Annotated in this window: 26 protein-coding genes; 8 read left to right on the forward strand and 18 right to left on the reverse strand. The window is 63.2% G+C overall.

What is annotated here, in order from left to right; all coding sequences use genetic code 11:
- Positions 1 to 29: 29 nt before the first annotated feature.
- The 3 genes from NKH04_RS15305 to NKH04_RS15315 all read right to left on the reverse strand — a co-directional run bounded on the left by NKH04_RS15305 (position 30) and on the right by NKH04_RS15315 (position 2,254).
- Positions 30 to 668, reverse strand: a complete 639-nt coding sequence (locus tag NKH04_RS15305) for a glutathione S-transferase family protein (RefSeq protein ID WP_352614763.1) — start codon at positions 666 to 668, stop codon at positions 30 to 32.
- Between the two features lie 92 nt (positions 669 to 760).
- On the reverse strand, positions 761 to 1,738 hold the full coding sequence (locus tag NKH04_RS15310; RefSeq protein WP_352614761.1) for a threonine/serine dehydratase family protein: 978 nt from the start codon (positions 1,736 to 1,738) through the stop codon (positions 761 to 763).
- A gap of 198 nt (positions 1,739 to 1,936) precedes the next feature.
- Positions 1,937 to 2,254 (reverse strand): hypothetical protein, encoded by a 318-nt coding sequence (locus NKH04_RS15315; RefSeq protein ID WP_352451855.1) that lies wholly within the window; start codon positions 2,252 to 2,254, stop codon positions 1,937 to 1,939.
- 179 nt (positions 2,255 to 2,433) lie between these two features.
- Between NKH04_RS15315 and mbfA the strand changes: the two genes are divergently transcribed.
- Positions 2,434 to 3,417: an iron exporter MbfA gene (mbfA, locus tag NKH04_RS15320; protein WP_352473594.1), complete on the forward strand. Its 984-nt coding sequence runs from the start codon at positions 2,434 to 2,436 to the stop codon at positions 3,415 to 3,417.
- Here mbfA and NKH04_RS15325 read toward each other — a convergent pair.
- From NKH04_RS15325 to NKH04_RS15335, 3 genes are all read right to left on the reverse strand, one after another.
- Positions 3,414 to 3,758 carry an antibiotic biosynthesis monooxygenase family protein gene (locus NKH04_RS15325; protein WP_352473592.1) on the reverse strand — a complete coding sequence of 115 codons (345 nt, stop codon included), beginning with the start codon at positions 3,756 to 3,758 and terminating at the stop codon, positions 3,414 to 3,416. The two genes, mbfA and NKH04_RS15325, sit on opposite strands and share 4 nt — an antisense overlap.
- Complete coding sequence (locus NKH04_RS15330; protein ID WP_352614759.1) at positions 3,755 to 4,087, reverse strand: NIPSNAP family protein; 333 nt, start codon at positions 4,085 to 4,087, stop codon at positions 3,755 to 3,757. The genes NKH04_RS15325 and NKH04_RS15330 overlap by 4 nt, the downstream gene beginning before the upstream one ends.
- Before the next feature lie 96 nt (positions 4,088 to 4,183).
- Positions 4,184 to 4,399, reverse strand: a complete 216-nt coding sequence (locus NKH04_RS15335) for a DUF1127 domain-containing protein (protein WP_352771401.1) — start codon at positions 4,397 to 4,399, stop codon at positions 4,184 to 4,186.
- 68 nt (positions 4,400 to 4,467) lie between these two features.
- Here NKH04_RS15335 and NKH04_RS15340 point away from each other — a divergent pair, with 68 nt between their 5' ends.
- A complete protein-coding gene (locus NKH04_RS15340; protein WP_352539797.1) occupies positions 4,468 to 5,142 on the forward strand; it encodes an ArsR/SmtB family transcription factor in 675 nt (224 codons plus the stop codon).
- A 120-nt stretch (positions 5,143 to 5,262) separates the two neighbouring features.
- Here NKH04_RS15340 and ligD read toward each other — a convergent pair whose 3' ends face one another.
- The 3 genes from ligD to NKH04_RS15355 form a co-directional block, all read right to left on the reverse strand.
- Positions 5,263 to 7,767, reverse strand: coding sequence for a DNA ligase D (gene ligD / locus NKH04_RS15345; protein WP_353044504.1), 2,505 nt, complete (start codon positions 7,765 to 7,767; stop codon positions 5,263 to 5,265).
- 9 nt (positions 7,768 to 7,776) lie between these two features.
- Positions 7,777 to 8,628 carry a non-homologous end joining protein Ku gene (ku, locus tag NKH04_RS15350; protein WP_352539795.1) on the reverse strand — a complete coding sequence of 284 codons (852 nt, stop codon included), beginning with the start codon at positions 8,626 to 8,628 and terminating at the stop codon, positions 7,777 to 7,779.
- A 119-nt stretch (positions 8,629 to 8,747) separates the two neighbouring features.
- The gene (locus NKH04_RS15355; RefSeq protein WP_352473615.1) at positions 8,748 to 9,254 is read right to left on the reverse strand and encodes a YciE/YciF ferroxidase family protein; all 507 of its coding nucleotides are present in this window, start codon (positions 9,252 to 9,254) and stop codon (positions 8,748 to 8,750) included.
- A 407-nt stretch (positions 9,255 to 9,661) separates the two neighbouring features.
- Here NKH04_RS15355 and NKH04_RS15360 point away from each other — a divergent pair, with 407 nt between their 5' ends.
- The 3 genes from NKH04_RS15360 (at position 9,662) to NKH04_RS15370 (ending at position 12,259) form a co-directional block, all read left to right on the forward strand.
- Positions 9,662 to 9,808 carry a hypothetical protein gene (locus tag NKH04_RS15360; protein WP_023718851.1) on the forward strand — a complete coding sequence of 49 codons (147 nt, stop codon included), beginning with the start codon at positions 9,662 to 9,664 and terminating at the stop codon, positions 9,806 to 9,808.
- A 194-nt stretch (positions 9,809 to 10,002) separates the two neighbouring features.
- Complete coding sequence (locus NKH04_RS15365) at positions 10,003 to 10,446, forward strand: thiol-disulfide oxidoreductase DCC family protein (RefSeq protein ID WP_352473583.1); 444 nt, start codon at positions 10,003 to 10,005, stop codon at positions 10,444 to 10,446.
- 61 nt (positions 10,447 to 10,507) lie between these two features.
- On the forward strand, positions 10,508 to 12,259 hold the full coding sequence (locus NKH04_RS15370; protein ID WP_352614752.1) for a saccharopine dehydrogenase family protein: 1,752 nt from the start codon (positions 10,508 to 10,510) through the stop codon (positions 12,257 to 12,259).
- Here NKH04_RS15370 and NKH04_RS15375 read toward each other — a convergent pair.
- The 3 genes from NKH04_RS15375 to NKH04_RS15385 form a co-directional block, all read right to left on the reverse strand.
- Positions 12,148 to 12,531, reverse strand: coding sequence for a DUF1850 domain-containing protein (locus tag NKH04_RS15375; RefSeq protein ID WP_352451865.1), 384 nt, complete (start codon positions 12,529 to 12,531; stop codon positions 12,148 to 12,150). The genes NKH04_RS15370 and NKH04_RS15375 overlap by 112 nt on opposite strands.
- Positions 12,528 to 14,624: a TRAP transporter permease gene (locus NKH04_RS15380; RefSeq protein WP_353044505.1), complete on the reverse strand. Its 2,097-nt coding sequence runs from the start codon at positions 14,622 to 14,624 to the stop codon at positions 12,528 to 12,530. The genes NKH04_RS15375 and NKH04_RS15380 overlap by 4 nt, the downstream gene beginning before the upstream one ends.
- Positions 14,625 to 14,782: 158 nt before the next feature.
- Complete coding sequence (locus NKH04_RS15385) at positions 14,783 to 15,742, reverse strand: TAXI family TRAP transporter solute-binding subunit (RefSeq protein ID WP_352539793.1); 960 nt, start codon at positions 15,740 to 15,742, stop codon at positions 14,783 to 14,785.
- A gap of 253 nt (positions 15,743 to 15,995) precedes the next feature.
- Here NKH04_RS15385 and NKH04_RS15390 point away from each other — a divergent pair, with 253 nt between their 5' ends.
- The gene (locus NKH04_RS15390) at positions 15,996 to 16,349 is read left to right on the forward strand and encodes a YciI family protein (RefSeq protein WP_352614750.1); all 354 of its coding nucleotides are present in this window, start codon (positions 15,996 to 15,998) and stop codon (positions 16,347 to 16,349) included.
- Entirely contained in the window at positions 16,349 to 17,605 is a 1,257-nt protein-coding gene (locus NKH04_RS15395) for an RNA polymerase sigma factor (protein WP_352614792.1), read from the forward strand. The genes NKH04_RS15390 and NKH04_RS15395 overlap by 1 nt, the downstream gene beginning before the upstream one ends.
- A 15-nt stretch (positions 17,606 to 17,620) precedes the next feature.
- On the opposite strand, the gene NKH04_RS15400 is transcribed toward NKH04_RS15395, so the two are convergent.
- From NKH04_RS15400 to hrcA, 6 genes are all read right to left on the reverse strand, one after another.
- Positions 17,621 to 18,244 carry a glutathione S-transferase family protein gene (locus tag NKH04_RS15400; RefSeq protein WP_352539792.1) on the reverse strand — a complete coding sequence of 208 codons (624 nt, stop codon included), beginning with the start codon at positions 18,242 to 18,244 and terminating at the stop codon, positions 17,621 to 17,623.
- A 174-nt stretch (positions 18,245 to 18,418) separates the two neighbouring features.
- Positions 18,419 to 19,399 carry a cysteine synthase A gene (gene cysK, locus NKH04_RS15405; RefSeq protein WP_023718844.1) on the reverse strand — a complete coding sequence of 327 codons (981 nt, stop codon included), beginning with the start codon at positions 19,397 to 19,399 and terminating at the stop codon, positions 18,419 to 18,421.
- A 165-nt stretch (positions 19,400 to 19,564) separates the two neighbouring features.
- Entirely contained in the window at positions 19,565 to 20,182 is a 618-nt protein-coding gene (locus tag NKH04_RS15410; RefSeq protein WP_352614746.1) for a LysE family translocator, read from the reverse strand.
- Between the two features lie 87 nt (positions 20,183 to 20,269).
- Positions 20,270 to 21,625: a PQQ-dependent sugar dehydrogenase gene (locus NKH04_RS15415; RefSeq protein WP_352614744.1), complete on the reverse strand. Its 1,356-nt coding sequence runs from the start codon at positions 21,623 to 21,625 to the stop codon at positions 20,270 to 20,272.
- 100 nt (positions 21,626 to 21,725) lie between these two features.
- Positions 21,726 to 21,923 (reverse strand): hypothetical protein, encoded by a 198-nt coding sequence (locus NKH04_RS15420; protein ID WP_023678983.1) that lies wholly within the window; start codon positions 21,921 to 21,923, stop codon positions 21,726 to 21,728.
- A 36-nt stretch (positions 21,924 to 21,959) separates the two neighbouring features.
- Positions 21,960 to 23,072 (reverse strand): heat-inducible transcriptional repressor HrcA, encoded by a 1,113-nt coding sequence (gene hrcA / locus NKH04_RS15425; RefSeq protein WP_502911469.1) that lies wholly within the window; start codon positions 23,070 to 23,072, stop codon positions 21,960 to 21,962.
- A gap of 145 nt (positions 23,073 to 23,217) precedes the next feature.
- Here hrcA and rph point away from each other — a divergent pair, with 145 nt between their 5' ends.
- A complete protein-coding gene (gene rph, locus NKH04_RS15430) occupies positions 23,218 to 23,934 on the forward strand; it encodes a ribonuclease PH (protein WP_353044506.1) in 717 nt (238 codons plus the stop codon).
- Positions 23,935 to 23,953 lie beyond the last annotated feature (19 nt).

The raw sequence follows: 23,953 nt of genomic DNA on the forward strand, positions 1-23,953 counted from the left end.
CAAATGATCGAGATTTACACGGACTTGGCCTAGCCCGGGACCGGTGTCAATTCAGGCGCATTGAGCCCTTCGAAGGGATCGCGCCAGGCGTCGATTTCTTCGAGTTCAAGATACCAGCGACTGACAGAGGGATAGTCATCGAGCGGCAATCGGGCGACATCGTTGAAGGGCAGAAACGTCGCCATTCGAAAGTCGGCATAGGAAACCGAAGCGCCGACCAGCCATTCTCGCTCAGAAAGCTCGGCATCAAGTATGGCAGCGGCCGTGCGGAAGTCGCTCAGGCCCTCCTCAACCCGCGCCTGATCGATCGGGCCGAGCCCATAGCGCTGTTTGGTCCCGCGTTCGAAATGCACGACATCGCAGGCTCTTGCGAAGTTCTCTTTCCCCCAACTCAGCCATCGGATCATCTCGGGCTCGTCGTCGCCAGCGCGCCAGAAATCCGAATGCATATCGCGCGAAAGCCGACAGGCTATGGCGTCGGCCTCCCATAGGCTTTTTCCCGAACCTATAAGGATGGGCAATGAAAGATTTGGATTGAGCGGCCGAAATCGCTCGGCCTGGCCCGGAGCGAAGGGAGAGGCGAATTCAAACTCGACCTTGGCGTTGAGATACCGTGCCACCGCGACCGCGAGGCGAGGATTGGGATTGCGGCTGAAGAACAGTTTCATTGATCTCAGTCTTTGAAGGGTACCGGTTCGGCTGGGCGCAACGGAGGCTCGAGCGCCTCGAACCGGCACATGACCTGGAATTGGTTGCTATCTTAGCTGGCAGCAATGATCTCGGCATAGGTGCTGAGATCGACATTGCCGCCGGAGAGCACCACGGCAATGCATTTCCCGGCAAGGTCGATCTCGCCTGACGACAGCGCGGCCAAGCCGACGCAACCGCCGGGTTCGACCACCAGCTTCAGACAAGCCATCGCATCGCGCATCGCCTGTGCCACCGCCTTGTCGGAAACGGCGATGGCGCCCGCGAGATTCTTGCGGTTAATCTCGAAAGTGATGGCGCCCGGCTCGGCGACGAGAAGGGCATCGCAGATCGAGGTGTGGCCGGGCGCGTTCGACACCCTGGCGCCTTTGATCAGCGAGCGGCGTGTGTCGTCGAAATGCTCAGGTTCCACGGCCCAGACGGCGGTGCCCGGCGGGGCATCCTTGACCGCGATCGAAATGCCGCTGCTCAACCCGCCGCCGCCGCAGGGAACCACTACCGCATCGAGGCTGACGCCAAGCGCTCTTGCTTGGCGCATCAATTCGAGGCCGATCGTGCCCTGGCCGGCGATGATGGCCGGATCGTCGTAGGGCGGCACCAGGACCATGCCCTTTTCCACGTAAGAACGGACGACGGCAGTGCGATCGTCGCGGACCCGGTCGAAGGTGATCACTTCCGCGCCCATCTTCCTGACATTGCCGACTTTCATCGCCGGCGCATCGGCGGGCATGGCGATGACGGCCTTGACGCCGAACATCGCCGCTGCGGCGGCAACGCCTTGCGCGTGATTACCCGACGAGAAGGCGACGACGCCGCGGGCGCGTTCTTCCGCCGAGAGCGAGGAGAGCTTGTTGTATGCACCGCGGAACTTGAACGAGCCGGTGCGCTGCAACGTCTCCGGCTTGAACAGGATCCTGGCGCCGAAGCGATTGTTCAACTCCGGCGATTCGATCAGCGGCGTTTCGACGATCAGTCCGGACAATCGCGCTGCTGCACTGTGAATATCGGCGATGCCGGGAGGGGTGATCATGGCTGGGTCCTGCAAGAGATGAGACGGCCTATGGTGCACGGAAAGGGAAGCCGCGCACCAATGAAAAAATGTGACCGTTACAATTCGACTTGGAGGCAGGAGTGGGCGTGACTGTCACCCACCTCTCCTCCGCCCTCCGCCATGCATTCGTCATTTCGACAAATCGCTGCCGATTTACCGGCATTTGCCGGCCGCCCCTCACCCCAACAGCGTCTTTTGCCGTTTGGGGCCGCCGATCTTGCGCCAGGTGTTGAAGCGATGGGTGGCAGCGGCGAAGGAGATCTTCATCTGCTGAGCGACCGAATAGCGCGACTTGCCTTCGTCGAACAGGCGATAGCAGCACTCGACGCCCTCCTCGGTCAACTTGCCGTCGGGAGCCTTGTTATGCGGATTGGCGGGATCAAATTTTTCGACCTGCTGCTCGACCAGCCCTTTCAGGCGCTGCAAGTCCGCCTCGATGTTAGCGATCAGGTCGAGAACCGGCTTGGGGTCAAACGGCTGCTGTTTTTCCAGCATCTGCGGGTTCCTTTCTCTTGGTTGAGATTCGGTTATATAGGTGAACGTTTGCCGATAGCAACGGCAATGTGTTCGGGATTTTGAAGCCTGTACCTTTGAGCATGAGTGGAGCGGGCACGATTGACCGAGGATGTGCGAAGCTCTAGTTTAGAACCGTTCTAAACTAGGGTGAATTTCTCATGCTTTCCCGCGTTTTCGGCTTCGGCCGCCGTCCCTTTGAATCGCTCTCGGAACAGGAGATCCTGGCGCTCGCCATCTCCTCCGAGGAGGATGACGGGCGCATCTATCGCGCCTATGCCGACGGGCTGGCGGAGAGCTTTCCGCAATCGGCCAAGGTGTTCGAGGAGATGGCGGAGGAGGAGGACGGCCATCGCGATTCGCTGATCGAGCTTTACCGCAAGCGCTTCGGCGAGCGCATACCGCTGATCCGGCGCGAACATGTGAAGGGCTATTACGAGCGCAAGCCGGACTGGCTGGTGAGGCCGCTCGGCATCGATCATGTGCGCAGCCAGGCCGAGGCCATGGAGCGCCAAGCCTACCTGTTCTATATCGAGGCGGCCAAACGCACAGGCGATGCGTCGACGCGAAAGCTGCTCGACGACCTGGCGATCGCAGAACAGGGCCACGAGACACTGGCGCAGCGGCTGGAGCAAAAGCATGTGCCGGGCGCGGTCAAGGACGAAGAGGCGGCGGCCGAGCAGCGCCAGTTCATCCTGACCTATGTGCAACCGGGGCTGGCCGGGCTGATGGATGGCTCGGTGTCGACGCTGGCGCCGATCTTTGCCGCCGCCTTTGCCACGCATGATACGTTCCAGACCTTTCTGGTCGGGCTTGCCGCCTCGATCGGCGCTGGCATCTCGATGGGTTTCACCGAGGTGGCTTCCGACGACGGCAAATTATCTGGCCGCGGCTCGCCGGCAAAACGCGGGCTGACCGTCGGCGTCATGACGACGCTGGGCGGGCTCGGCCATGCGCTGCCCTATCTCATCCCGCTTTTTTGGACGGCGACCATTGTCGCCGCCGTGGTGGTTTTCTTCGAGCTGTGGGCGATCGCCTTCGTGCAGAACCGCTACATGCAGACCCCATTCTGGCGCGCCGCCTTCCAGGTGGTGCTGGGTGGCGCGCTGGTGTTTGCGGCAGGGGTGCTGATCGGGAATGCTTAACCATTCACCGCCTGGCTGTCCTGAGGCGCCTCGGCGCGTTCGGTCAGGCCGTAATCGCGCACGACATGAGCGATACGCAAACGATAGTCCGCAAAGATACCGCCGCGCCCGGCCTTCTGCGCCTGCCGATGTTCCTGCGTGTTGCGCCAGGCCTTCACCGCATCCTCGTCGCGCCAGAAGGACAGCGACAGGATGCGGTTCGGATCGGCAAGGCTCTGGAAGCGCTCGATCGACAGGAAGCCGTCGATGCCGTCGAGCAGTGGGCGCAGATCGGCGGCGATGCCGAGATAGGCATCGCGCATGCCCGCCGCCGGCTCGACCTCGAAGATGACGGCGATCATGGTTTCACCAACGGAGCATGTGGCCCGGAGGCCAGCTTGAGGAAGGTGCGGTCCTCCTTCAGGATGAATTTTTCCCGCCGGGCGAACTCGTAATTCGCCTTACCGGCGGGATCGGCGGCGAGCCGGGCGCGGTAGGCTTCGTAGGCCGCAAGACTGTCGATGTTGTAGGCGGCATAAGCCCTGGTGGCCGAGCCTTCGTGCGGCGCGAAATAGCCGATCAGATCGGCGCCGCAACGCGGGATCGCCTGCCCCCAATTGCGTGCATATTCCTCGAACGCCGCCTTGCCGAACGGATCGATCTCGTAGCGGATGAAGCAGGTGATGGTCATTTTCGCCTCCTTGGCGGTGGATGTTTTCTTGCGGTCACAGTTCGAGCCGGATCGAAACGTTCCGAAGATCGATATGCTAGGCAAATCCTTCGCTGATCATGCCTGCCAGAACGATTTCGCGCATTCGCGGCGGACGTCTTCAGGTGTCGGGCCAAGGTCCCGCAGCAGATGATCGTCGATCTCGGCGAGGTCGAGACGCTGCAGATGACGGTCGTACCACCACTTCAGGAGCCGCAGCCGCAAGCGCCGCAAGACAATGAACGGGAACGGCCGGCGAGCAGGCGCGGCGCCGTGAATGGTCCTTGCAGGCATCGTTGTCTCCTTGATTTGCATCGAGACTAATGCTTTCCTGACGAGGATGCTTCGATGAGGAACGAACCATGCGCGAAGGACCTGACATAGCCCGCATTGCCAGCCTGGTGGGCGATCCAGCGCGGGCAAACATGCTGTCCGCACTGATGGGCGGCACGGCACTGACGGCGAGTGAACTGGCACTCGAGGCCGGGGTGTCGCTTCCGACAGCGAGCTCCCATCTGTCGAAGCTGATGGAAGGCGGGCTGCTGACGCTGGCAAGCCAGGGACGGCATCGCTACTACGGCCTCGCCGGCCCGCAGGTAGCAGGCATGATCGAGGCGATCACAGGTGTTGCCGCTGCGGCCGGGCCGCAACGAGTGCGGCCTGGCCCACGCGACGCGGCCATGCGCGTGGCGCGGGTCTGCTACGACCACCTCGCCGGCGAGCAGGCGGTGGCGATGCTGGACCGTCTCGTCGCTCGACAAGTGCTCCTGCGAGATGATGAGGAGATTCAGCTTGGGCCGTCGGCCGCCTCGCATTTCGCCGCGATCGGCATCGATGTCGAGGGCAAGGCGCGGCGACCGGTGTGCCGGGCCTGCCTCGACTGGAGCGTGCGGCGTTCGCACCTCGCCGGCACGCTGGGCGCCGCCATTCTCGACAAGATCCTCGCCGAGAAATGGGCGCGGCGCGAGAAGGACAGCCGTGCGGTGATTTTCTCGCCGACAGGCAAGCAGGCGTTCGAGAAGACGTTTCTCGCCTGACGGCTCGCTTCGACGCACTAGAACGGCTCGTCGTTTCACGGAAACACCGAACCGCTCTATCTTTTTTGTTTTGACGCAATCCCAGACGGAAAACCGTTCCACACTTTTCCTGGAATTGCTCTAGCCGCGCTTGAGCGGCTTGGCCTGCTTGAAAAAATCCTCCCAGGGATCGGCTTGCCCAAGCCGCTTCAGCGTCGTCTTGTCGCCGATCGGAAAGGCGTTCGGCGGCAATCCGGCCTCGATTTCCGCCCAGGTCACCGGCATTGATACCGTGGCGCCTTTTTTGGCGCGCGACGAATAGGGCGCGACCGTGGTCGCGCCACGGCCATTGCGCAGATAATCGACGAATATCCTGCCGGTGCGCGCCTTCTTAGACAGCGTCGCCGTGTAGCGGTCGGGTGCGGCTTGCTCGAGCGCTCGGGCGAACTCATGGGCGAAGCCTTTGACCTCGTCCCAGTCCGCCGACGGCTTCAGCGGGACGAGGACATGATAGCCCTTGCCGCCCGAGGTCTTGACGAAATTAGGCAGGGACAGTTCGTCGAGCCGGCTGCGGATATCGAGCGCCGCGGCACGCACCGCCTTCACGTCGACACCCTCGTCGGGATCGAGATCGAAGATGATCTGGTCTGGTTTTTCCAGCTCGTCCGTGGTCGAGCCCCAGATGTGGATCTCGACGACGCCGAGTTGAACGAGGGCCACGACACCGTCGAAATCGCGGATGAACAATATCTCCTCGCCGTCGGTGGGGTCCTTCACCACGGCGATCTTGTCGTGCATGCCGGCCGAGGCATGCTTCTGGAAGAACCGTTGGCCGCCAACACCGTCCGGCGCCCGCACGAGGCTGAGCGGCCGGTTGATGACGAATTGCTTCATGCGCGGCCAGACCAGCGCGTAGTGATCGACCAGATCCTGCTTCGATACGTTCTCCTGCGGCCACAGAAGCTTGTCGGGGCGGGACAGCGTAACCGAGGTTTTCGCCGTGGCCGCGGGTTTGTCGGGCTTTGGCTTCGACTCTGCCGGAGCTGAGCGTGCTTTCGGTTTCTCCTGCACGACTTCCTCCGCCGGCTTGTCCTCGCGCAATCCCTGGAACGACGCGTGGCGTATTATACGGTCCGACGTCCAACTGCGAAACTCCACTTCGCCAACAAGTTCGGGCTTGACCCAGACCAGCCCCTTGCCCCTTGTTGGCACCGCCCTGTCGAAGGGCGAGGTTGTCGTCTTCAGCGCATCAAGCCTCCTCTTCAGCTCGTTGGTGCTTTTGGCCGTGAAGCCGGTGCCGACGCGGCCGGCATAGCGCAGCTTGCCGCCCTCGTGATAGCCGACCAGCAGCGAGCGCAGGCCCCGCCCGGTCTTGTCCGACGGCATGTAGCCGCCGATGACGAATTCCTGGCGCGCCGTACATTTCGACTTCACCCAGGACGGGACACGGCCGCTGCGGTAGGGCGCATCGGCGCGCTTGGAGACGACGCCTTCGAGCCCCAGCCGGCAAGCATGCTCCAGCATGATCTTGCCGGGCTCGGCAAAGTGGTCGCTGAAGCGCACGGCCTGATCCTCGGCCTGTCCGGCGAGCAAAGTGCGCAGTCTTTCCTTGCGCTCGACCAGCGGCTCTGAACGGATATCCTCACCGTTGAGACGCAACAGGTCGAAAACGTAGTAGATGAAACGATCCGTACGGCCCGCCGACAGATCTTGCTGCAGCAGCGAGAATGATGACACGCCATTATGCGCCAGCACGACGATTTCGCCGTCGATGATAGCATCGGTGCATTTCAGGCCGCCAAGTGCCGCGACAATTGCGCCACCGAATTTGTCGGTCCAGTCGAGGCCGGCGCGTGTCAAAAGCCGCACCTCGGTGCCGGCAAGCTGCGCCTGCATGCGATAGCCGTCGAACTTCACCTCATGTAGCCAGTCCTTGCCGGGCGGGGCGTCCCGCTCCAGCGTTGCGAGCGCCGGTTCGATGAATTCCAGCCGCCTTGCCGCGACGGCCTTCGCTTTGCTGGCGGCCGGCCTGTCGGACTGCCAGACGCTTGGCTTCTTGCCGTCGGCGGTCTTGCCTTCGCCGACCTCTTCGATGGTCAGGCCGGATTTCACCGATTGCGGCGCCTCCTGCAAAATGTCCTCGCCCGGACGCGCGGCGGCATCGTCGGATTTGATCAGCAACCAGTTGTCACGCTTTTCGCCCGGACGCGGCTTCAGCCGCACCAGATGCCAGGCGCCATGCAATTTGCGGCCATACAGTTCGAAACTGATATGGCCTTTCTTCATCGCCCTTGCCGGTTCGCCATCGGGGACCCAAGTTCCCTCGTCCCAGACAATGACCGAGCCGCCGCCATATTGGTCCTTCGGGATAGTGCCTTCAAACGGCGCATAGTCGATCGGGTGGTCCTCGACGTGCACGGCGAGCCGCTTTTCGTGCGGGTCGAGGCTCGGGCCTCGCGTCACGGCCCAGCTCCACAGCACGCCACCATGCTCGAGACGAAGGTCGTAGTGGAGCCTGGTGGCGGCATGCTTGTGGATGACGAAGATGCCACCCGCCACGGCTTTCTTGCCGCGCGAAACCTTGCCGGCTGGTTCGGCCGTCTTCTTGAAATTGCGCTTGGCGTGATACTGCTCGAGGCTGGCCATGGGCGGATCCTAAGCAGATTTGCGCCGGGCGGCTTTGGACTTGGCGCCTTTTCCCGGGCGTCCGGTCTTTGCCGGCGCACCGGCTTCCGACGAAAGGCTCTTCTTCAGCGCATCGAAGAGGTTGACGACGTTGGAGGGCCGTGGTTCCGCCTTGGCCTTCGGTGCCTTCTTGCCGGCCTTCTTGGCGCGGACCAGCTCGATCAGGGCATTTTCGTATTTGTCCTCGAATTCGGAAGGATCGAACGCCGCCTGTTTCTCATCGACGATGTGTTCGGCCAGCCTGATCATCTCGGCGTCGGTCTTCACCGTCTTGATGTCGCCGAACACTATCTCGGGCCTGCGAACCGTATCGCCATAGCGCAAGGTCGTCAGCAGCAGACCCTTGCCCAACGGCTCGATGACCACCGGACGTTCGCGGCGATAGAGCACAATGCGGGCTAGCCCCGCCGTCTTCTTGGCGGCCATGGCGTCGCGGATGACGGCGAAGGCCTCTTCCGAGACCTCGTCCGCAGGCGTCACATAATAGGGCGCGTCGAGATAGATCTGTTGGATCGAGGATTTTTCGATGAAACCATCGAGGCTCATCGTGTGCGAGGATTCGATCTGCACGGCTTCGATCTCCTCCTCCTCGATTTGGACGAAGTCGCCGTCGCCGATTTCGTAGCCCTTGATCTCGTCGCCTTCATCGAGCGGCTTGCCGCTTGCCGAATCGACATAGACGCGCTTGACGGTATTGCCGGTCTTGCGGTTGAGCACGCGGAATGAGACTTTCTCCGCCTGGGTGACGACATTGGTCAGTTCGACGGCGCAAGTGACCAGCGAAAGCTTGAGATACCCTCTCCAGGCCGGGCGCGGCGCCATGACAAACTCCCTGCACGACAATGTTCAACCGAGAACGGGCAAAGTCCGTTCCGGTTCCGGCGGCGCAAAAGGCAAGTCCGGGCTTTCAACCCAGCCTTGCCTTGTTCTCGCTCACTGCGCTACTCGGCGGCTTGCAGGTTGACCTTGCTTTCCGCTATCTCGGTAAGCTTGCGGTCGGTTGCCTGCTCCTCCTTGAGGTTGTTGGCCAACACATTGGCGCAGTCGCTGCGGCCCAGTTGCTTGGCCCAAGCAATCAGGGTGCCGTAACGGGTCATCTCATAATGCTCGACCGCCTGGGCGGAGGCGATCAGCGCAGCGTCGAGGACCTCCTTGTCGGCGATGTCGCCGCTGACGTCGTCGGCTTCTTCGAGAATGCCGTCGATGGCTGGGCAGTCGACCTGCTTGGCCTTCACGCCGTGCAGTTCGAACACCTGCTCGACACGCTGGATATGACCCTTGGTCTGAGCGAGATGTTTCTCAAAGCCGGCTTTCAGCTGCGGATCACTCGCCTTGTCGATCATCTTCGGCAGCGATTTCTCGATCTGTTTTTCAGCGTAATAGATGTCGCGCAGCGTGTGCACGAAGAGGTCGTCGAGGGTTTTGATATCCTTCGAAAAGAAACCCATGGCCTTTGCCTTTCCATTGCTCTTGCGGTTTCGGATTTTTTGGCTGCGGCCCACCCGAGCACCACAGCCTGCGGAGCCGGTTCGTCCCGGCACTGGGAAATCAACGTGCGGCTGACGGGCCGGTTCCTGGTTTTCCGGCCGCGTGCACGGAAATTTCGCGGTCCGGCAAAACCTGAAACAAAACCGCGCCTCTGCGACATTCAGGCGAAACATATGTGATGCAAAAGTCACACTGGACGAAATGCCGACGGACTGCATGGAAACACCGCGAATCAGCCGCATTCCAGCCATGAACAAAGGCATTTTCGACCAGAGATTAACATCGCGTTCACCGACTATTCACGCCTGGACGCTATGATCCCCGCAATTCGGAAGGGACATCCGAAGCGGGACAGGGACCGAGTAAAATGAGCTTCTGGAATCAAATCGCCGGCTATGCCGCCGCCATCCGCGAATTCGTCGCTCCGACCTATCGGCCTGAGCGCTATTATATGCGCGGCCCAGGCCCCGCCTGCGCGCGCCGTGGCAACACGCTTGGGATCAGCGTGCACTGATGATGACCACGGAAAGCCGTCACGACAGCCGGATCTGCCGGCCCGACGCCGACAACCGGTCAACGACCTATCGCGCCGAGCGCCCTGCGCTGACCGACAGACGGCGTGCGACAACGCCAAGGCCCTGACATTCCGGGCTTTGATCCAGCCGCCGGCAGGCCTAGTTTCATCTGACACCAGCTGTCAGGCGCCACGTGACCGTCAAGCCGAACCATTCTCCTGAACCGCCGGAATTCGATGCAAGTCGCCCGTTGATCGTCTTCGACGGCGTCTGCGTGTTGTGCTCGGGCTTTGTGCGCATGGTGGTGAAGCTCGACCGCAAGGGCCACTTCCATTTCGTAACGGCGCAGTCACCGTTCGGCGAGGTGCTGTTCAAGAAATACGGGCTGCGGACGGATCGCTACGAGACCAATCTCGTCATCGTCGATGGCGCGGCTTTCACCCGCCTGGACAGTTTCGTTGCCGTCATGGCCGAACTCGGCTGGCCGTGTCGGTCGGCGCGGATCCTGCTGCTGTTGCCGCGCCCGCTTCGCGACTGGCTCTACGGCCGCATCGCAAAGAACCGCTACGCCCTGTTCGGCAAGAAAGACAATTGCGAAATCCCTTCCGCCGAGGTGAGGGCAAGATTGATCGGCTAGATTCGTTGCCGTGGCCGGGAGCGGGCGGGGCATTTTGGGGGAACTGTTGGGGGAACTGCGGATGAAGGTTCTTGTCGTCGGCGGCTATGGCACCTTTGGCGGTCGCACTGTCGAGCTTTTGGAGGGCGAGCCGCATCTGATCCTCTTTGTCGCCGGGCGCTCGCTCGCCAAGGCTGACGCGTATTGCAAGAAGCGCGCCCCGACAGCAGCCCAGCTGGTGCCGGCACTGTTCGACCGTGACGGCGATCTCGCCGCGCAACTCGCTGCATTAGAGCCTGATATTGTAGTCGACGCGAGCGGTCCGTTCCAGGCCTATGGCGAGGGACGCTATCGCCTGATCGAGGGCTGCATCGCCCGGCGCATCAACTATCTCGATCTAGCCGACGGCTCGGATTTCGTCGCCGGTGTCTCTGCGTTCGACGAGGCGGCGCGAAACGCCGGCGTCTTCGTGCTGTCCGGCGTGTCGAGCTTTCCGGTGCTGACGGCGGCAGTGGTGCGTCGCCTGTCTTCGGACCTGACGCGGGTCGACGGCATTCGCGGCGGCATCGCGCCGTCGCCCTTTGCCGGAGTCGGCGAGAACGTCATTCGGGCTATCGCCGGTTACGCCGGTCAGCCGGTGCGGCTTGTTCGCAATGGCCGTCCCGAACAAGGCCATCCGTTCACAGAGCAATTGCGCTACTCCGTCGCGCCGCCGGGCCGGCTGCCGCTTCGAAACACGCTGTTCTCGCTGGTCGACGTTCCGGACCTGCGCGCTCTGGCCAAGCTTTGGCCGGAGGCGAAGACCATCTGGATGGGCGCCGGGCCGGTTCCCGAGACGCTGCACCGCGCCCTGATCGGCCTCGCCTGGCTTGTGCGCGCCGGATTGATCGGTTCGCTTTCGCCGCTGGCGCCGCTGATGCATCAGGCAACGAACCGGCTGTGCTGGGGCGAGCATCGCGGCGGCATGTTCGTCGAGGTGGAGGGATCGGACCGGGCGGGCGCCACCGTTAAGCGCTCGTGGCATCTCTTGGCGGAGGGCAATGACGGGCCGCTGATCCCGTCGATGGCGGTCGAAGCGTTGGTCCGCAAAGCATTGGCCGGAGATCAGCCCGCGCCGGGCGCACGGGCTGCCGTGCGCGATTTGGAGCTCCGGGATTATGAAGCCCTGTTCGCCGGGCGGACAATCTACACCGGCTTCAGGAACGGGGCGGCGGACGAGGACAAGCCGCTTTATGCCGCGCTGCTCGGTGCCGCCTGGCAAGGCCTTCCCGAGGCAATTCGGTCAATGCATGACGGTACGATCACGGCCGCAGGCCGCGCGCGCGTCGAACGCGGGCGCAATGTTCTTGGCCGGCTAATGGCCTGGACGGTCGGCTTCCCCGGGGCAAGCGAGGACATCCCGGTTCATGTCCGCTTCGACACCGACAAGGACGGCGAGACCTGGACCCGCACATTCGGCAAGCACAGTTTTTCGAGCCTACAGTCCGCGGGCCGGGGTCGATCGCAGCGCCTGCTGTGCGAACGCTTCGGCCCGCTGACCTTCGCGATGGCGCTGGTTGCAGAAGACGGCCGGCTGGCGCTGGTCTTGCGCCGCTGGAGTTTTTTTGGCCTGCCGCTTCCGATGTGGCTCGGTCCACGCTCGACTTCCTACGAAACGGTGAAGGATGGCCGCTTCCGCTTCCATGTCGAGATCTCGCATCCGCTTGCCGGCATGATCGTCCGCTACCGCGGCTGGCTGGAGCCCTCCGGCCCGCACGGCTCCAGCGAGATCGTGCCGCCTGCCAGCTTGGCCAATTCGCGACAGTCCTGCGCCGTGCACAGCGTCCAGCCCTGACCCGTTGCGCCCGAGGCGGCGAGCGCGAGGCGCCGCTGTGGCCCGACCTTGGGCGCATAGACCCACCAGCCGTTTCTCAGCACCGAGCCTTGCGGCGGCTCCATCCCGGCGCCCGATCCCTTGATGCGGGCCTCGACGAGCTGCAGGCCGGACGGCAGCACCTTCCAGTCTTCCTGCCACTGGGTCTTCTCCACCGAATGCACCCAGGAGAGCGTGAAGGCAGCGACCGCGAGCGTTACCGTCTTGCCGGCCGCGACGATGCAGAGGCTCATGCTGAATTAGCCAGCGAAGCCTGCCGCGCGCGCCAGCAGTGCCAGCCGATCCAGACAAGGGACAGCGCCCAGCCCGCCTCGTCAGTGAGCGGCAGCGCCGCAACCAGCAGCACGCCGGCGGCGAAGGCGACGAGGCGTTCCCACCAGGCCATGCGCCGGGCGAGAAATCCGACGGCCGCGGCGCCCCACAGGACGATACCCATGCAGGCTTTGATGACGATATAGGCGACCTCGACGGGATAGCCGAACTGGGCGGCGATCAGGCCGGGGTCCTGCAGCATCAGCGCCGGGGTATAGACCGCCATGAACGGCACAACGAAGCCGGCAATGGCAAGCTTGGTGGCCTGGACGCCGATCTTGAGGCCGCTTTCCTTGGCCATGGGCGCGGCGGCGAAGGCGGCCAGCGCCACAGGCGGGGTGAGATCGGCCATGATGCCGAAATAGAAGACGAACATATGGCTGACCACCAACGGCACGCCGAGCGACAGCAGCGCTGGCCCGGCCAGCGACGAAGTGATGATGTAGTTGGGAATGGTCGGTATGCCCATGCCGAGCACCAGGCAGGTGAGCATGGTCAAAAGCAGCGACAGGAACAGATTGTTCTCGCCGATCGAGATGATCCAGCCGATGAAGGTCGAGGCGATGCCGGTAAGCGTCAACGTGCCGATGACGATGCCGACAATGGCGCAGGCAATGCCGACCGGCAGCGCGTTCTTTGCTCCTTCGGCAAGCGAATCCACGCATATGCGCAGCGTCTCGCGCCCGCCCTTGAAGGTGAGGCAGGCGGCGACCAGCACGGCGATGACCAGGCTGAGGATGTTGACGCCGAATTTCATGAAGGAAGCCGCGGCAAGCCCGAGCGCCAGCCAGAAGACGATGCGGAAGGCGAGCGGCCCGATCGATGCTGCCAGCGGCGTGCCGAGGATAAGCACAATGGTCAACGCCAGGCCCATGGTGCCGGCGAACACCGGTGTGTAGCCGGCAAACAGCAGGTAGATCAGTGCTGCGAGAGGCAGTACCAGCGGCCAATGTTGTCTCACCGCATCCCACGGGTTGGGCAGGTCGGCCTTGGCCATGCCGTGCAGGCCGGCCTTGCCGGCTTCCAGGTGCACCTGGAAGAAACAGGCGCCGAAATAGAGCAGCGCCGGAATGATCGCCGCCTTGACCACAGCGGCATAGGGGATGTTCAGGGTCTCGGCCATGATAAAGGCAACCGCTCCCATCACCGGCGGCATGATCTGACCGCCCATCGACGAGGTCGCCTCGACGGCGCCGGCGAAAGCCGAGCGGAAACCGAAGCGCTTCATCAGCGGGATGGTGAACTGGCCGCTGGCCACCACATTGGCGACGCCGGAGCCGGAAATGGTGCCCATCAGCGCCGAGGACAGCACGCAGACTTGCGCCGGGCCGCCGCGCCATGAGCCGACCAGGCCAAGCGCAAAATCGTTGAACAGCGCGATCATGCCGGCGCGCTCAAGAAAGGCGGCGAAAACGACGAAGATGAAGATGTAGGCGGCCGAGACATAGATCGGCGTGCCGTAGATGCCTTCGGTACCGTAGGCGAAGGTGTCGACGAGCTGGGCGAAATCATAGCCGCGATGGATGAACGGCGGTGGCAGATGATTGCCGGCGAATGCGTAGGCGAGAAAGATGAAGGCAATGACGGCAAGCGGCAGCCCCATCAACCGCCGCGCCGCCTCGAAGACCAGCACGACCAGCACCGCGCCGACGATCAGGTCAGGCGTGGTGAGAAAGCCGGAGCGGCGGATGAGGTCGGCATAGAACACCCAATTGTACAGACCGGTGGCGAAACCAAGCAGGCCGAGCGTCCAGAACACTGCTTTCGCCGGGACGCTTTTGGCGCGCAGATTGGCGATTAGGGCAAAGCCGAGCAGCAGCAGGAAGCCGACATGCATGGCGCGTATGACCTGGCTCGGTAGGCTGCCGTAGGCGGCGATGTAGATTTGGAAGATGGAGAAGGCGATGGCGATAAAAAAAGCCGCCTTGCCAGCGATGCCTTCGCCGAAGCCAGGCGGCAATCCTTCGACAGGAGCTTCCGCTGTGGGGGAAAGAACGGTCGGGGTTGCGGTCATTAGCGGGGTTCCTGGCGGGGCGCTCCCCTCCCCGAGGGAGGTGCGAGCGAAGCTAGGCGGGTGGGGTCGGTGCGGCAGTGTACGGCCTCAACCGACCCTACCGGTCCATTCGCCTTCGGCAGCTGTTCACCTTTTCCTCAAGGGGGAGGGATGGCTCCTTACTTCACCAATCCCTTTTCCTTGTAATACCTCTCGGCGCCTGGATGCAGCGGCACTGGCATGCCGTCGAGCGCCTTGGCCGGGTCGATCGCCTTGGCGGCGGCGTGGGCAGCGGTGAGCTGGTCGAGATGCTCGAACAGCAGTTTTGTCATCTGGTAGGCGGTCTCGTCGGAGACATCGGCGCTGGTGATCAGGAAATTGCCGACGGCGGCGGTCGCAACATCCTCGGTCTGGCCCTCGTAGGTGCCCTTGGGGATGACCACGGAAAGATAGGGCGAGCCGATCTTGGCGACGTCCTCCGCCGGCACGGCAACGATGTTTACCGGCAATGAGGTGGCGAGGTCACGGATCGACGCGACCCCAAGGCCAGCCGACTGAAGCGTGGCGTCGAGCTGTCGGTTCTTGATCAGCTCCACCGATTCGGCGAAGGGCAGATATTCGATCCGCCCGAGGTCTTCGTATTTCAGCCCGGCAGCGGCAAATATCGTGCGGGCGTTGAGCTCGGTGCCTGAGGCCGGCGCGCCGACCGAAAGGCTCTTGCCCTTGAGATCGGCGAGCGTCTTGATGCCGGATTCCTTGCTGGCGACGATCTGGATGTAGTTGGGATAGATGGCGGCAATGCCGCGCAGCTTGTCGAGCTTGCCTGGGAAGCCTGCTTCAGTATTGCCTTCGGCGGCCAGCTTGACGGAATCACCGAGCGCAAAGGCGATCTCGCCCTTGCCCTGCTGAAGCAGGTTGAGGTTTTCGACCGACGCTTTCGTCGCCTGCACCTGAGTACGCGCGCCTTCGATGCCCTTGCCGTAGATTTCCGACAGCGCGACGCCGAGCGGATAGTAGACGCCGGACGTGCCGCCGGTCAGCACGTTGATGAATTCCTGTGCCTTGACCGATACCGCGCCAAGGCCAAGCGACAGCGCCAGCACGCCGGCTGCAACAAATTTCGTTCTGAAATTGAGCATGCGATTTCCTCCCTGAAAATTCGCCGCCGTGCCCTCCTCGGCGGCACGAAGCGAGTTTAGACAGCGGGCGGGAAATGCCAACCCGCAATAGCAGCGATTAGACGAACGGCTAAGCAGTGCCGCAACACGTTGGCGCTTGCGCGAGGTCGCATCGCGGCAGAAAGATTTTTCCAGCGCTTGTCGAAATCCGGCAGGGCCGCGCGACATAAGTCCGGCTCGCAACGATGCGGCCTTCGAGAAACGGGAGAAGACCATGCGATACATGCTTTTGATCTATGGAAACGAAGCGGGGATGGCAGCCGCGCCACCAGATGCGGTGACACAGATGTCGAGCGCGTACGTCGCCTACACCGAAGCGCTGAAGAAATCCGGCGCCTGGCTCGCCGGCGACCGGCTGAAGCCGACGCAATCCGCTACCTCGGTGCGGATGGCCAATGGCAAGACCAACGTGCTCGACGGCCCCTATGCCGACACCAAGGAGCAGCTTGCCGGCTTCTATATGATCGAAGCGGAGGACGTCGACGCCGCCATCGCCTGGGCGGCGCGCTGCCCGGGCGCCAGCACCGGCACGGTAGAGGTGCGGCCGATCTGGGAACTCACCATGTGATGCCGGAATTGCCCGATACTGCGCGGGCGGCGGCGGAAGCGGCCGCCCGGCAAAGCTACGGCAAGCTGGTCGCTTATCTCGCCGCACGCACGCGCGACGTGGCCGCTGCCGAGGACGCATTGGCCGATGCCTTTGCAGCGGCGCTCGAGCGTTGGCCACAGGCGGGCGTGCCCGACAAGCCGGAAGCCTGGCTGCTGGCGGTGGCACGCAAGCGCCGCGTCGACGCGATCAGACGGCGGCTGACACGCGAGGCGGGCCGCGACCACCTCAGACTGATCGCCGAGGAGATGGAGGCGCGCATGGCCGAGGAAGACCTGCCGGACGAGCGGCTCAGGCTCATGTTTGCCTGCGCCCATCCCGCGATTGAGGCCGGCGTGCGAGCACCGCTGATCCTGCAGACGGTCCTGGGCTTCGACGCAGCGACCATCGCCTCGGCTTTTCTTGTCTCGCCAGCCACGATGAGCCAGCGCCTGGTGCGCGCCAAGACGCGAATTCGCGAGACAGGCATTCCGTTCCGCGTGCCGGAGCGGGCCGAGCTCGGCGAGCGGCTGGGCACCGTTCTGGAAGCGATCTACGCGGCGTTTGCCGAAGGTTGGTCCGACCCGGCCGGCACCGAAACGCGGCGCCGCAATCTCGCGACCGAAGGCATCTGGCTCGGCCGTTTGATCGCCTCGCTGATGCCGGATGAGCCGGAAGCACTCGGCCTGCTGGCGCTGATGCTGTTCGCCGAGGCGCGGCGTGCAGCCCGGCGCAATGCGGCGGGTGACTATGTGCCGCTGGCCGAGCAGGATCTTGCATTGTGGGACGATACCCTGATCGATGAAGCGGAGGCGCTGCTCGGGCGCGCGGCCGCCGAGGGTGTTGTCGGCCGCTACCAGCTCGAGGCCGCCGTGCAATCCGCCCATACGACACGGCGGCTGACCGGTTGTACCGACTGGGTCGCGATCAAGGAGCTCTACGACGCGCTGTCGGTGATTGCCGGCTCGCCGGTGGTGTCGATCAACCGTGCGGTGGCGATTGCCGAGGCCGAAGGTGCTTCACAAGGATTGGGCGCGCTTGATCAACTCAGCGGCGACAAGCGGCTGTATGACTATCAACCTTACTGGGCCGCCCGCGCGGGCCTGCTGGCCAGACTCGGCAAAGTTCCACAAGCGAGCGAGGCCTATGACCGGGCTATCGGCCTCGAACGAGATCCGGCCGTCCGCCGGTTCCTGCAGGAACGACGGGCAGGGCTCGGCCGCGCGGAAAGACACTGAGACAAGGCGGAGTGCTTAGGCCGGCCACATGTCGTGGGAAGCATTCAGCCTCTTCATCACCCGATGTTCCCGCAAATTGGCCCACAGGCGTTCGATGTTCGGCCAAGCGGTTGGAACCTTCGCGACCTCCGGATGCCAGGCCACCAGCATGACGAGATAGATGTCGGCCAGCGAGAGTTGGTCGCCGGCCAGCCAGTCGCGGCCGTCGAGGGCGGCATCGAGAATGGCGAGGCTGCGATCCATTTCCGAGACCGCCGCCTGTTTGACAGCGTCCACGCCCCGGGGATCGGTCGTGTAGCGATGAGCGTAGAAGAACCGCAGGTCAGCCGAATAGATGACGGAGGACATGAAAAACATCCAGCGCAGGAAGTCGGCGCGGTCAGCCGAACTTGCTGCGGGCGCCAGTCCTGCTTCGGGGTGGCGCTCGGCCAGCAGGATGCAGATCGCCGCCGATTCGGTCATCGAGCGTCCGTCCGGCAAGATCAGGACCGGCACCTGGTTCAAGGGGCTGATATCAAGAAAGGCCTGGTCGGGTCGGCCCTTCGGAACGTCGATCTGGTCGAAAGGCACGCCCGCCAAAGCGAGCGCCGCCTCGACGACAAAGCCGCCGGTATTGGCACGCGTATAGAGCTTGTACATAAAGTCCTCCACCTGCCGGGCAGCGACGATTGATACGGAAGTGACCCGCCGCTCAAGCGAACGACGCCCGCCACAGGTGGTTTTTCAGCGGTCCACGCCGACGCGTGATACTGAGTATTTGATGTCGGAGGGCATCGCGAAGGATCGCTACTGACCGGTCAAAAACGCTCGTGTCTAAGCGCCCAATCCCTCGAACAGGATCGTCGAGAGATAGCGCTCGGCGAAGGAGGGGATGACGACGACGAGGTTCTTGCCCTTGTTCTCGGGCCGCGAGCCGACGACGATCGCCGCTTGCAGGGCGGCCCCCGACGAGATGCCGACCGGCACACCTTCGAGCCGAGCGACGAGCCGTGCATTGGCAACCGAATCCTCGTTCGAGACCTTGACGATCTCGTCATAGATCGTCGTGTCGAGGATTTTTGGCGCGAAGCCGGCGCCAATGCCCTGGATCTTGTGCGGGCCTGGCTGGCCGCCCGACAGCACCGGCGAGGCTTCCGGTTCGACGGCGACGACATGCACCGAGGGCTTGCGCTTCTTCAGCACCTGGCCGACGCCGGTGATGGTGCCGCCGGTCCCGATGCCGGCAACGAAGATATCGACTTCGCCATGGGTGTCGTTCCAGATTTCCTCGGCCGTGGTGCGGCGATGGATTTCCGGATTGGCCGGGTTTTCGAATTGCTGCGGAATGACAGCGTCGGGCAGCGTTGCCGCCAGCTCGTCCGCCTTGGCGATGGCGCCCTTCATGCCTTTCGGCCCTTCGGTCAGCACCAGTTCGGCACCGAGCAGAGCCAGCATCTTGCGGCGTTCGACGGACATGGTTTCCGGCATGGTCAGGATCAGCTTGTAGCCCTTGGCAGCGGCGGCAAAGGCGAGCGCGATGCCGGTATTGCCCGAGGTCGGCTCGATCAGGGTGGTCTTGCCGGGCGTAATCCTGCCGGAAGCCTCCAGTGCCTCGATCATCGACACGCCGATGCGGTCCTTGACCGAGGCGATCGGGTTGAAGAATTCGAGCTTGGCCAGCAGATTGGCGACGACACCCTTCTCCCTGGCGAATTTATCAAGCCGCACCAGCGGCGTGTCACCGATCGTCTCGGTGATCGAATTGTAGATGCGGCCGCGGCCGGGCACGTGTGTGGGGGTGGCGGGCTTGTTCATTGATTTCCTCCCAGAGGTAAAGCGGCAAGAGTCGCGCGGGCATAGGATAGAGCCATCCACCGCGCAAGATAGGCTGTCGATCGAAAAATATCCGAGTGAAGTTCGTGCTGAGTACCCCCGCCTTTGCAAGGGGTGGCAATCCTTGGGCGGATTGGCGAAAGAGATCTATTGGCGGGCGGCAATTGCCGCCGCCGCGCCGACCATAAAGCCGGCGGCGGTGCGGTTGAGTGCCCTCAGCGCCCGCGGCGACTTCAGGAACCAGCGCGCCTTGGCCGCCAGCGCCAGATAGGGCACCAGCACGACGAGCAGGACGACGATGGTGAGCGCGACGAGGATGCCGTAATCGGCCAGCGTGATCGTCTTCAGATCGACGATGGTCGGGGTGATGGCAAGATAGAAGATCATCGTCTTCGGATTGCCGAGCGTGACGGCAAGGCCGGCTACAAAGCTGGATGCCAAGCCGCCCTTGCCTTTCTTCGCCTCCACCGTTTCGGGCGTGATGCCGCTCGTCCAGAAACGCCAGCCAAGAAAGGCGAGGTAGGCGACGCCCAGCCATTTGATGGCCAGGAAGACCATGCCGAAAGTCTGTGCGACGAAAGCCAGGCCGAGCACCACGGCAGTGAGATAGGTCAGGTCACCGAGCATCAGCCCGAACGACATGGCCAGCGACGAGTGGAAGCCGGAACCCAGAGCACGCGCAACAAGCGCGGTGACGCCTGGGCCGGGGATGGCCGCGGCGATGCCGAGGGCAGCACTATAGGCGAGGAACCCGGTGAGTGTCATGATTGGCGCTTGTCGCACAATGTTGAAGTTGGGTGAATTCCCTCGGGCCGGATTCGATTGCGCCAGCGCAGCAGGCGACACCGCCGTTCAGGAGCGGCCGTCTTCGTAGGTAACGCGCCAGATGGTGCCGTTACCGTCCTCTGTGACGATCAGGGAGCCGTCCTTGGCCATCGCGACACCGACCGGGCGGCCCCAGACGGCGTCGTTCGAGATGACGAAGCCGGTCATGAAGTCCTCATATTCGCCTGTCGGCTTGCCATCCCTGAATTTGAGCCTCACCACCTTGTAGCCGGTCCTAGCGCCACGGTTCCACGAACCATGCATGGCGACGAAGGCGTCACCCTGATAATCCGCCGGGAAGTTCTTGCCGTCGTAGAAGGCTATATTCATCGGCGCCGAATGCGCCTGCATCAATACATCGGGGACAGTGGCCTTGCCGGCGAGGTCTGGCCGCTCGCCCTGATGGCGCGGATCCTCGTTATTGCCGATGTAGTACCAAGGCCAACCATAGAATCCGCCGTCCTTGACCGCCGTTGCAAATTCGAACGGCACATTGTCGCCGAGTTCGTCGCGCTCATTGACGACGCACCACAATGCGCCGGTGGCGGGCTGCACGGTCATGCCCGTACAGTTGCGCAGGCCGGTGGCGACAGTTCGCGGATTTTTCCCATCCGGGTCAAAGGCGAGCACATCGGCACGGCCGTCCTCGGAGCCCCAGGCCGCCCCGAGCGGCTTTGATTTGGCCCAGGCGTCGAGGCCGCTATCCGGCTCCTTGCCTATATCCTCGGCTACGTTCGAGGCGGAGCCAACCGACAAATAAAGCGCTTTGCCGTCCTGCGAGAAGGCGATGTCGCGGGTCGTGTGACCACCCGACGGGATTTGGGCGACAATGGTTTCTGGTTTGCCGGATGTCTTCAGGTCGCCATCGCGATAGGGGAAGCGGACGATGCTGTCGCTGTTCGCGACATAAACCCATTGCGGTTTGTCTCCTGGCGGATAGAAGGCGATGCCGTAGGGATAATTGAGCCCCTTGGCGAAGATCGCTTTCTCGATGGGCCTGGCGCTGCCCTCGGCGAGACGATAGACGCGTATTTGGTCGGCATGGCTGTTGGCAACAAACAGGTCGCCATTCGGAGCGACGCGCACGACACGTGGATTGACGATGCCGGATACGATCATTTCAGCCGAAAAGCCCGACGGCAATTCTGGCTTGGCGCTTTCGGGCCGTTCCGCCACGCCGGCGCCGTTCGAAGCGGATTGGGCGGGGTCGGCTGCCGGCATGTCTCGCGGCCCAATCAGGCGTCGGACGCCAGGCCTGTCGGCGTGCCAATCGCCAAACGCGGCTTCGCCTTTGAGCACATTCTGGTCCGCCTGCTGGGCGGCTGCCGGTGTCGCAACAAGGAGGGCAGCGGCCAAGGCCGCAAAGCCGCCAGGTCGGATCATCAACGTCCTCCGGGATACGCCTCGAACAGGGGCAAACGGCATCAGGCATTGATCGTTCCAAGCGGCCGTCCAGCACACGAGGATTTGAAGCCGAACCCGTTCAGTTGCCAGAGGCGTAAAAGTCGTCGTCGAGGCGCTTTTCCAGCGCGACCAGATCGGCCGGCAGCGGTAAACCCATCGCCCGCATCTCTTGCAGCTTCTCGCGCAACTGCTCTTGTACCTCGTGCTGATCCTCTGGCTGGTTGATCATTTCTTCGAGCAGCAGACTGATCTGGGCCTTGAACGATTCCAGCGCCATTCTTTTCTCCTCCTTGCGGCAGGCCCGCGGCGGCTCCTAGCTCAGCATGCGCGAAATCAGCTGCGCCGTATAGTCGACCATCGGTACTATGCGCGCATAATTCAGCCGCGTCGGCCCGATGACGCCGAGCGCACCGACGACACGCGCGTCCTTGTCGCGATAGGGTGCCACCACCAGCGAGGAGCCAGACAGCGAAAACAGCTTGTTTTCCGAACCGATGAATATGCGCACGCCTGGGCCTGCCTCGGCGAGGTCGAGAAGCTGGATCAGCCCATCCTGCGTCTCCAGATCCTCAAACAGATGCCGCAGCAATTCTATGTCGGCCTGGGCAGTGACGTTTTCCAGGAGATTGGCGCGACCGCGCACGATAAGCCGCCCAGGCACGCCGCTTTCAGCGCCTGCCCAGACCGCCAGGCCCTTCTCGACCAGATCCTGCGACAGCGTGTCGAGGGCCGCCCTGGTCTCTTCCTTGATGCGGGCGATCTCGACCCGCGCCTCGGCCAGGGTGCGACCGCGGATATGGGAGTTGAGGAAGTTAGAGGCTTCGTGCAATTGCGAGATGGTGATGCCGGCGGGCAGATCGATGACGCGATTTTCGACGTCGCCGTTCTGCGAGACCAGCACGGCCAGCGCCTTGGTCGGCTCGAGCTGGATGAATTCGATGTGCTTAAGCGCCGCCTCATTCTTGGCGGCGAGCACGAGGCCGGCGCCGCGCGACATGCCGGACAGCATCTGGCTGGCCTCGGTCAGCATATGCTCCAGCGTCGCGCCCGAGCCGGAGGCGCGCACCTGGGCCTCGATGGTGCGGCGCTCCTCGTCGGAGAGGTCACCAAGTTCCATGAAAGCATCGACGAAGAAGCGCAGGCCTGCCTGGGTCGGCAGCCGGCCAGCCGAAATGTGCGGCGCATAGATCAGGCCGAGATGCTCAAGGTCGCTCATCACGTTGCGGATGGTGGCCGGCGACAGCGACGACGGCAGGATGCGCGACAGGCTGCGCGAACCGACCGGCTCGCCATCCCTCAAATAGGAATCGACGATGCGCCGGAAGATGTCGCGCGAACGCATGTCGAGCGATTGAAGCGCGGGCGATTGCAGCGCGTGCGACGGGAGCACGTGCGACTGCAAACCGGGATCGACTGCCTTTGTCATTTCGAGCCAAAACCTCCGCCCCGAAGATATAGACTTCCGCGGTGTCGGCGCAACCGGTCCATTTTCCTTTGCGCCTCACGCCCCGTGCGGCTACAAGCCGGCCAAGATTCCCCGGCCAAGATTCCGAAGAAAGAAAGAAGCCTGAATGCGCCCTTCCAAACGCCAATTCGACGAAATGCGCCCCATCTCCTTCGAGCGCGGCGTCTCCAAGCATGCGGAAGGCTCGTGCCTGGTGAAGTTCGGCGACACGCATGTGCTGTGTACGGCCAGCCTGGAGGAAAAGGTGCCGGGCTGGATGCGCAACTCCGGCAAGGGCTGGGTTACGGCGGAATACGGCATGCTGCCGCGTTCGACCGGCGAGCGCATGCGCCGCGAGGCTTCGTCCGGCAAACAAGGCGGCCGCACGCTGGAAATCCAGCGGCTGATCGGCCGCTCCCTGCGCGCCGTGGTCGATCTGCAGGCGCTCGGCGAGCAGCAGATCACCGTCGACTGCGACGTGATCCAGGCCGACGGCGGCACGCGCACCGCTTCGATCACCGGCGGCTGGGTGGCGCTCTACGACTGCCTGCGCTGGATGGAAGCCCGCCAGATGGCGAGCCTGAGCAAGGTGCTGAAGGATCACGTTGCGGCAATCTCCTGCGGAATCCATGATGGCCAGCCGGTCATCGACCTCGACTACATCGAGGATTCCTCGGCCGGCACCGACGCCAATTTCGTCATGACCGGCAAGGGCGGCATCGTCGAGATCCAAGGCACGGCCGAGGGCGAGCCGTTCTCGGAAGAGCAGTTCGCGGCGCTGATCGGGCTCGCCAAGAAAGGCATTCAGCGCCTGGTCAGCTTGCAGCAAATGGCGGTGGCTTAGCTGCGGTCAATATTGATGA

The sequence above is a fragment of the Mesorhizobium sp. M1365 genome (genome assembly GCF_040317865.1).
Taxonomy (GTDB): domain Bacteria; phylum Pseudomonadota; class Alphaproteobacteria; order Rhizobiales; family Rhizobiaceae; genus Mesorhizobium.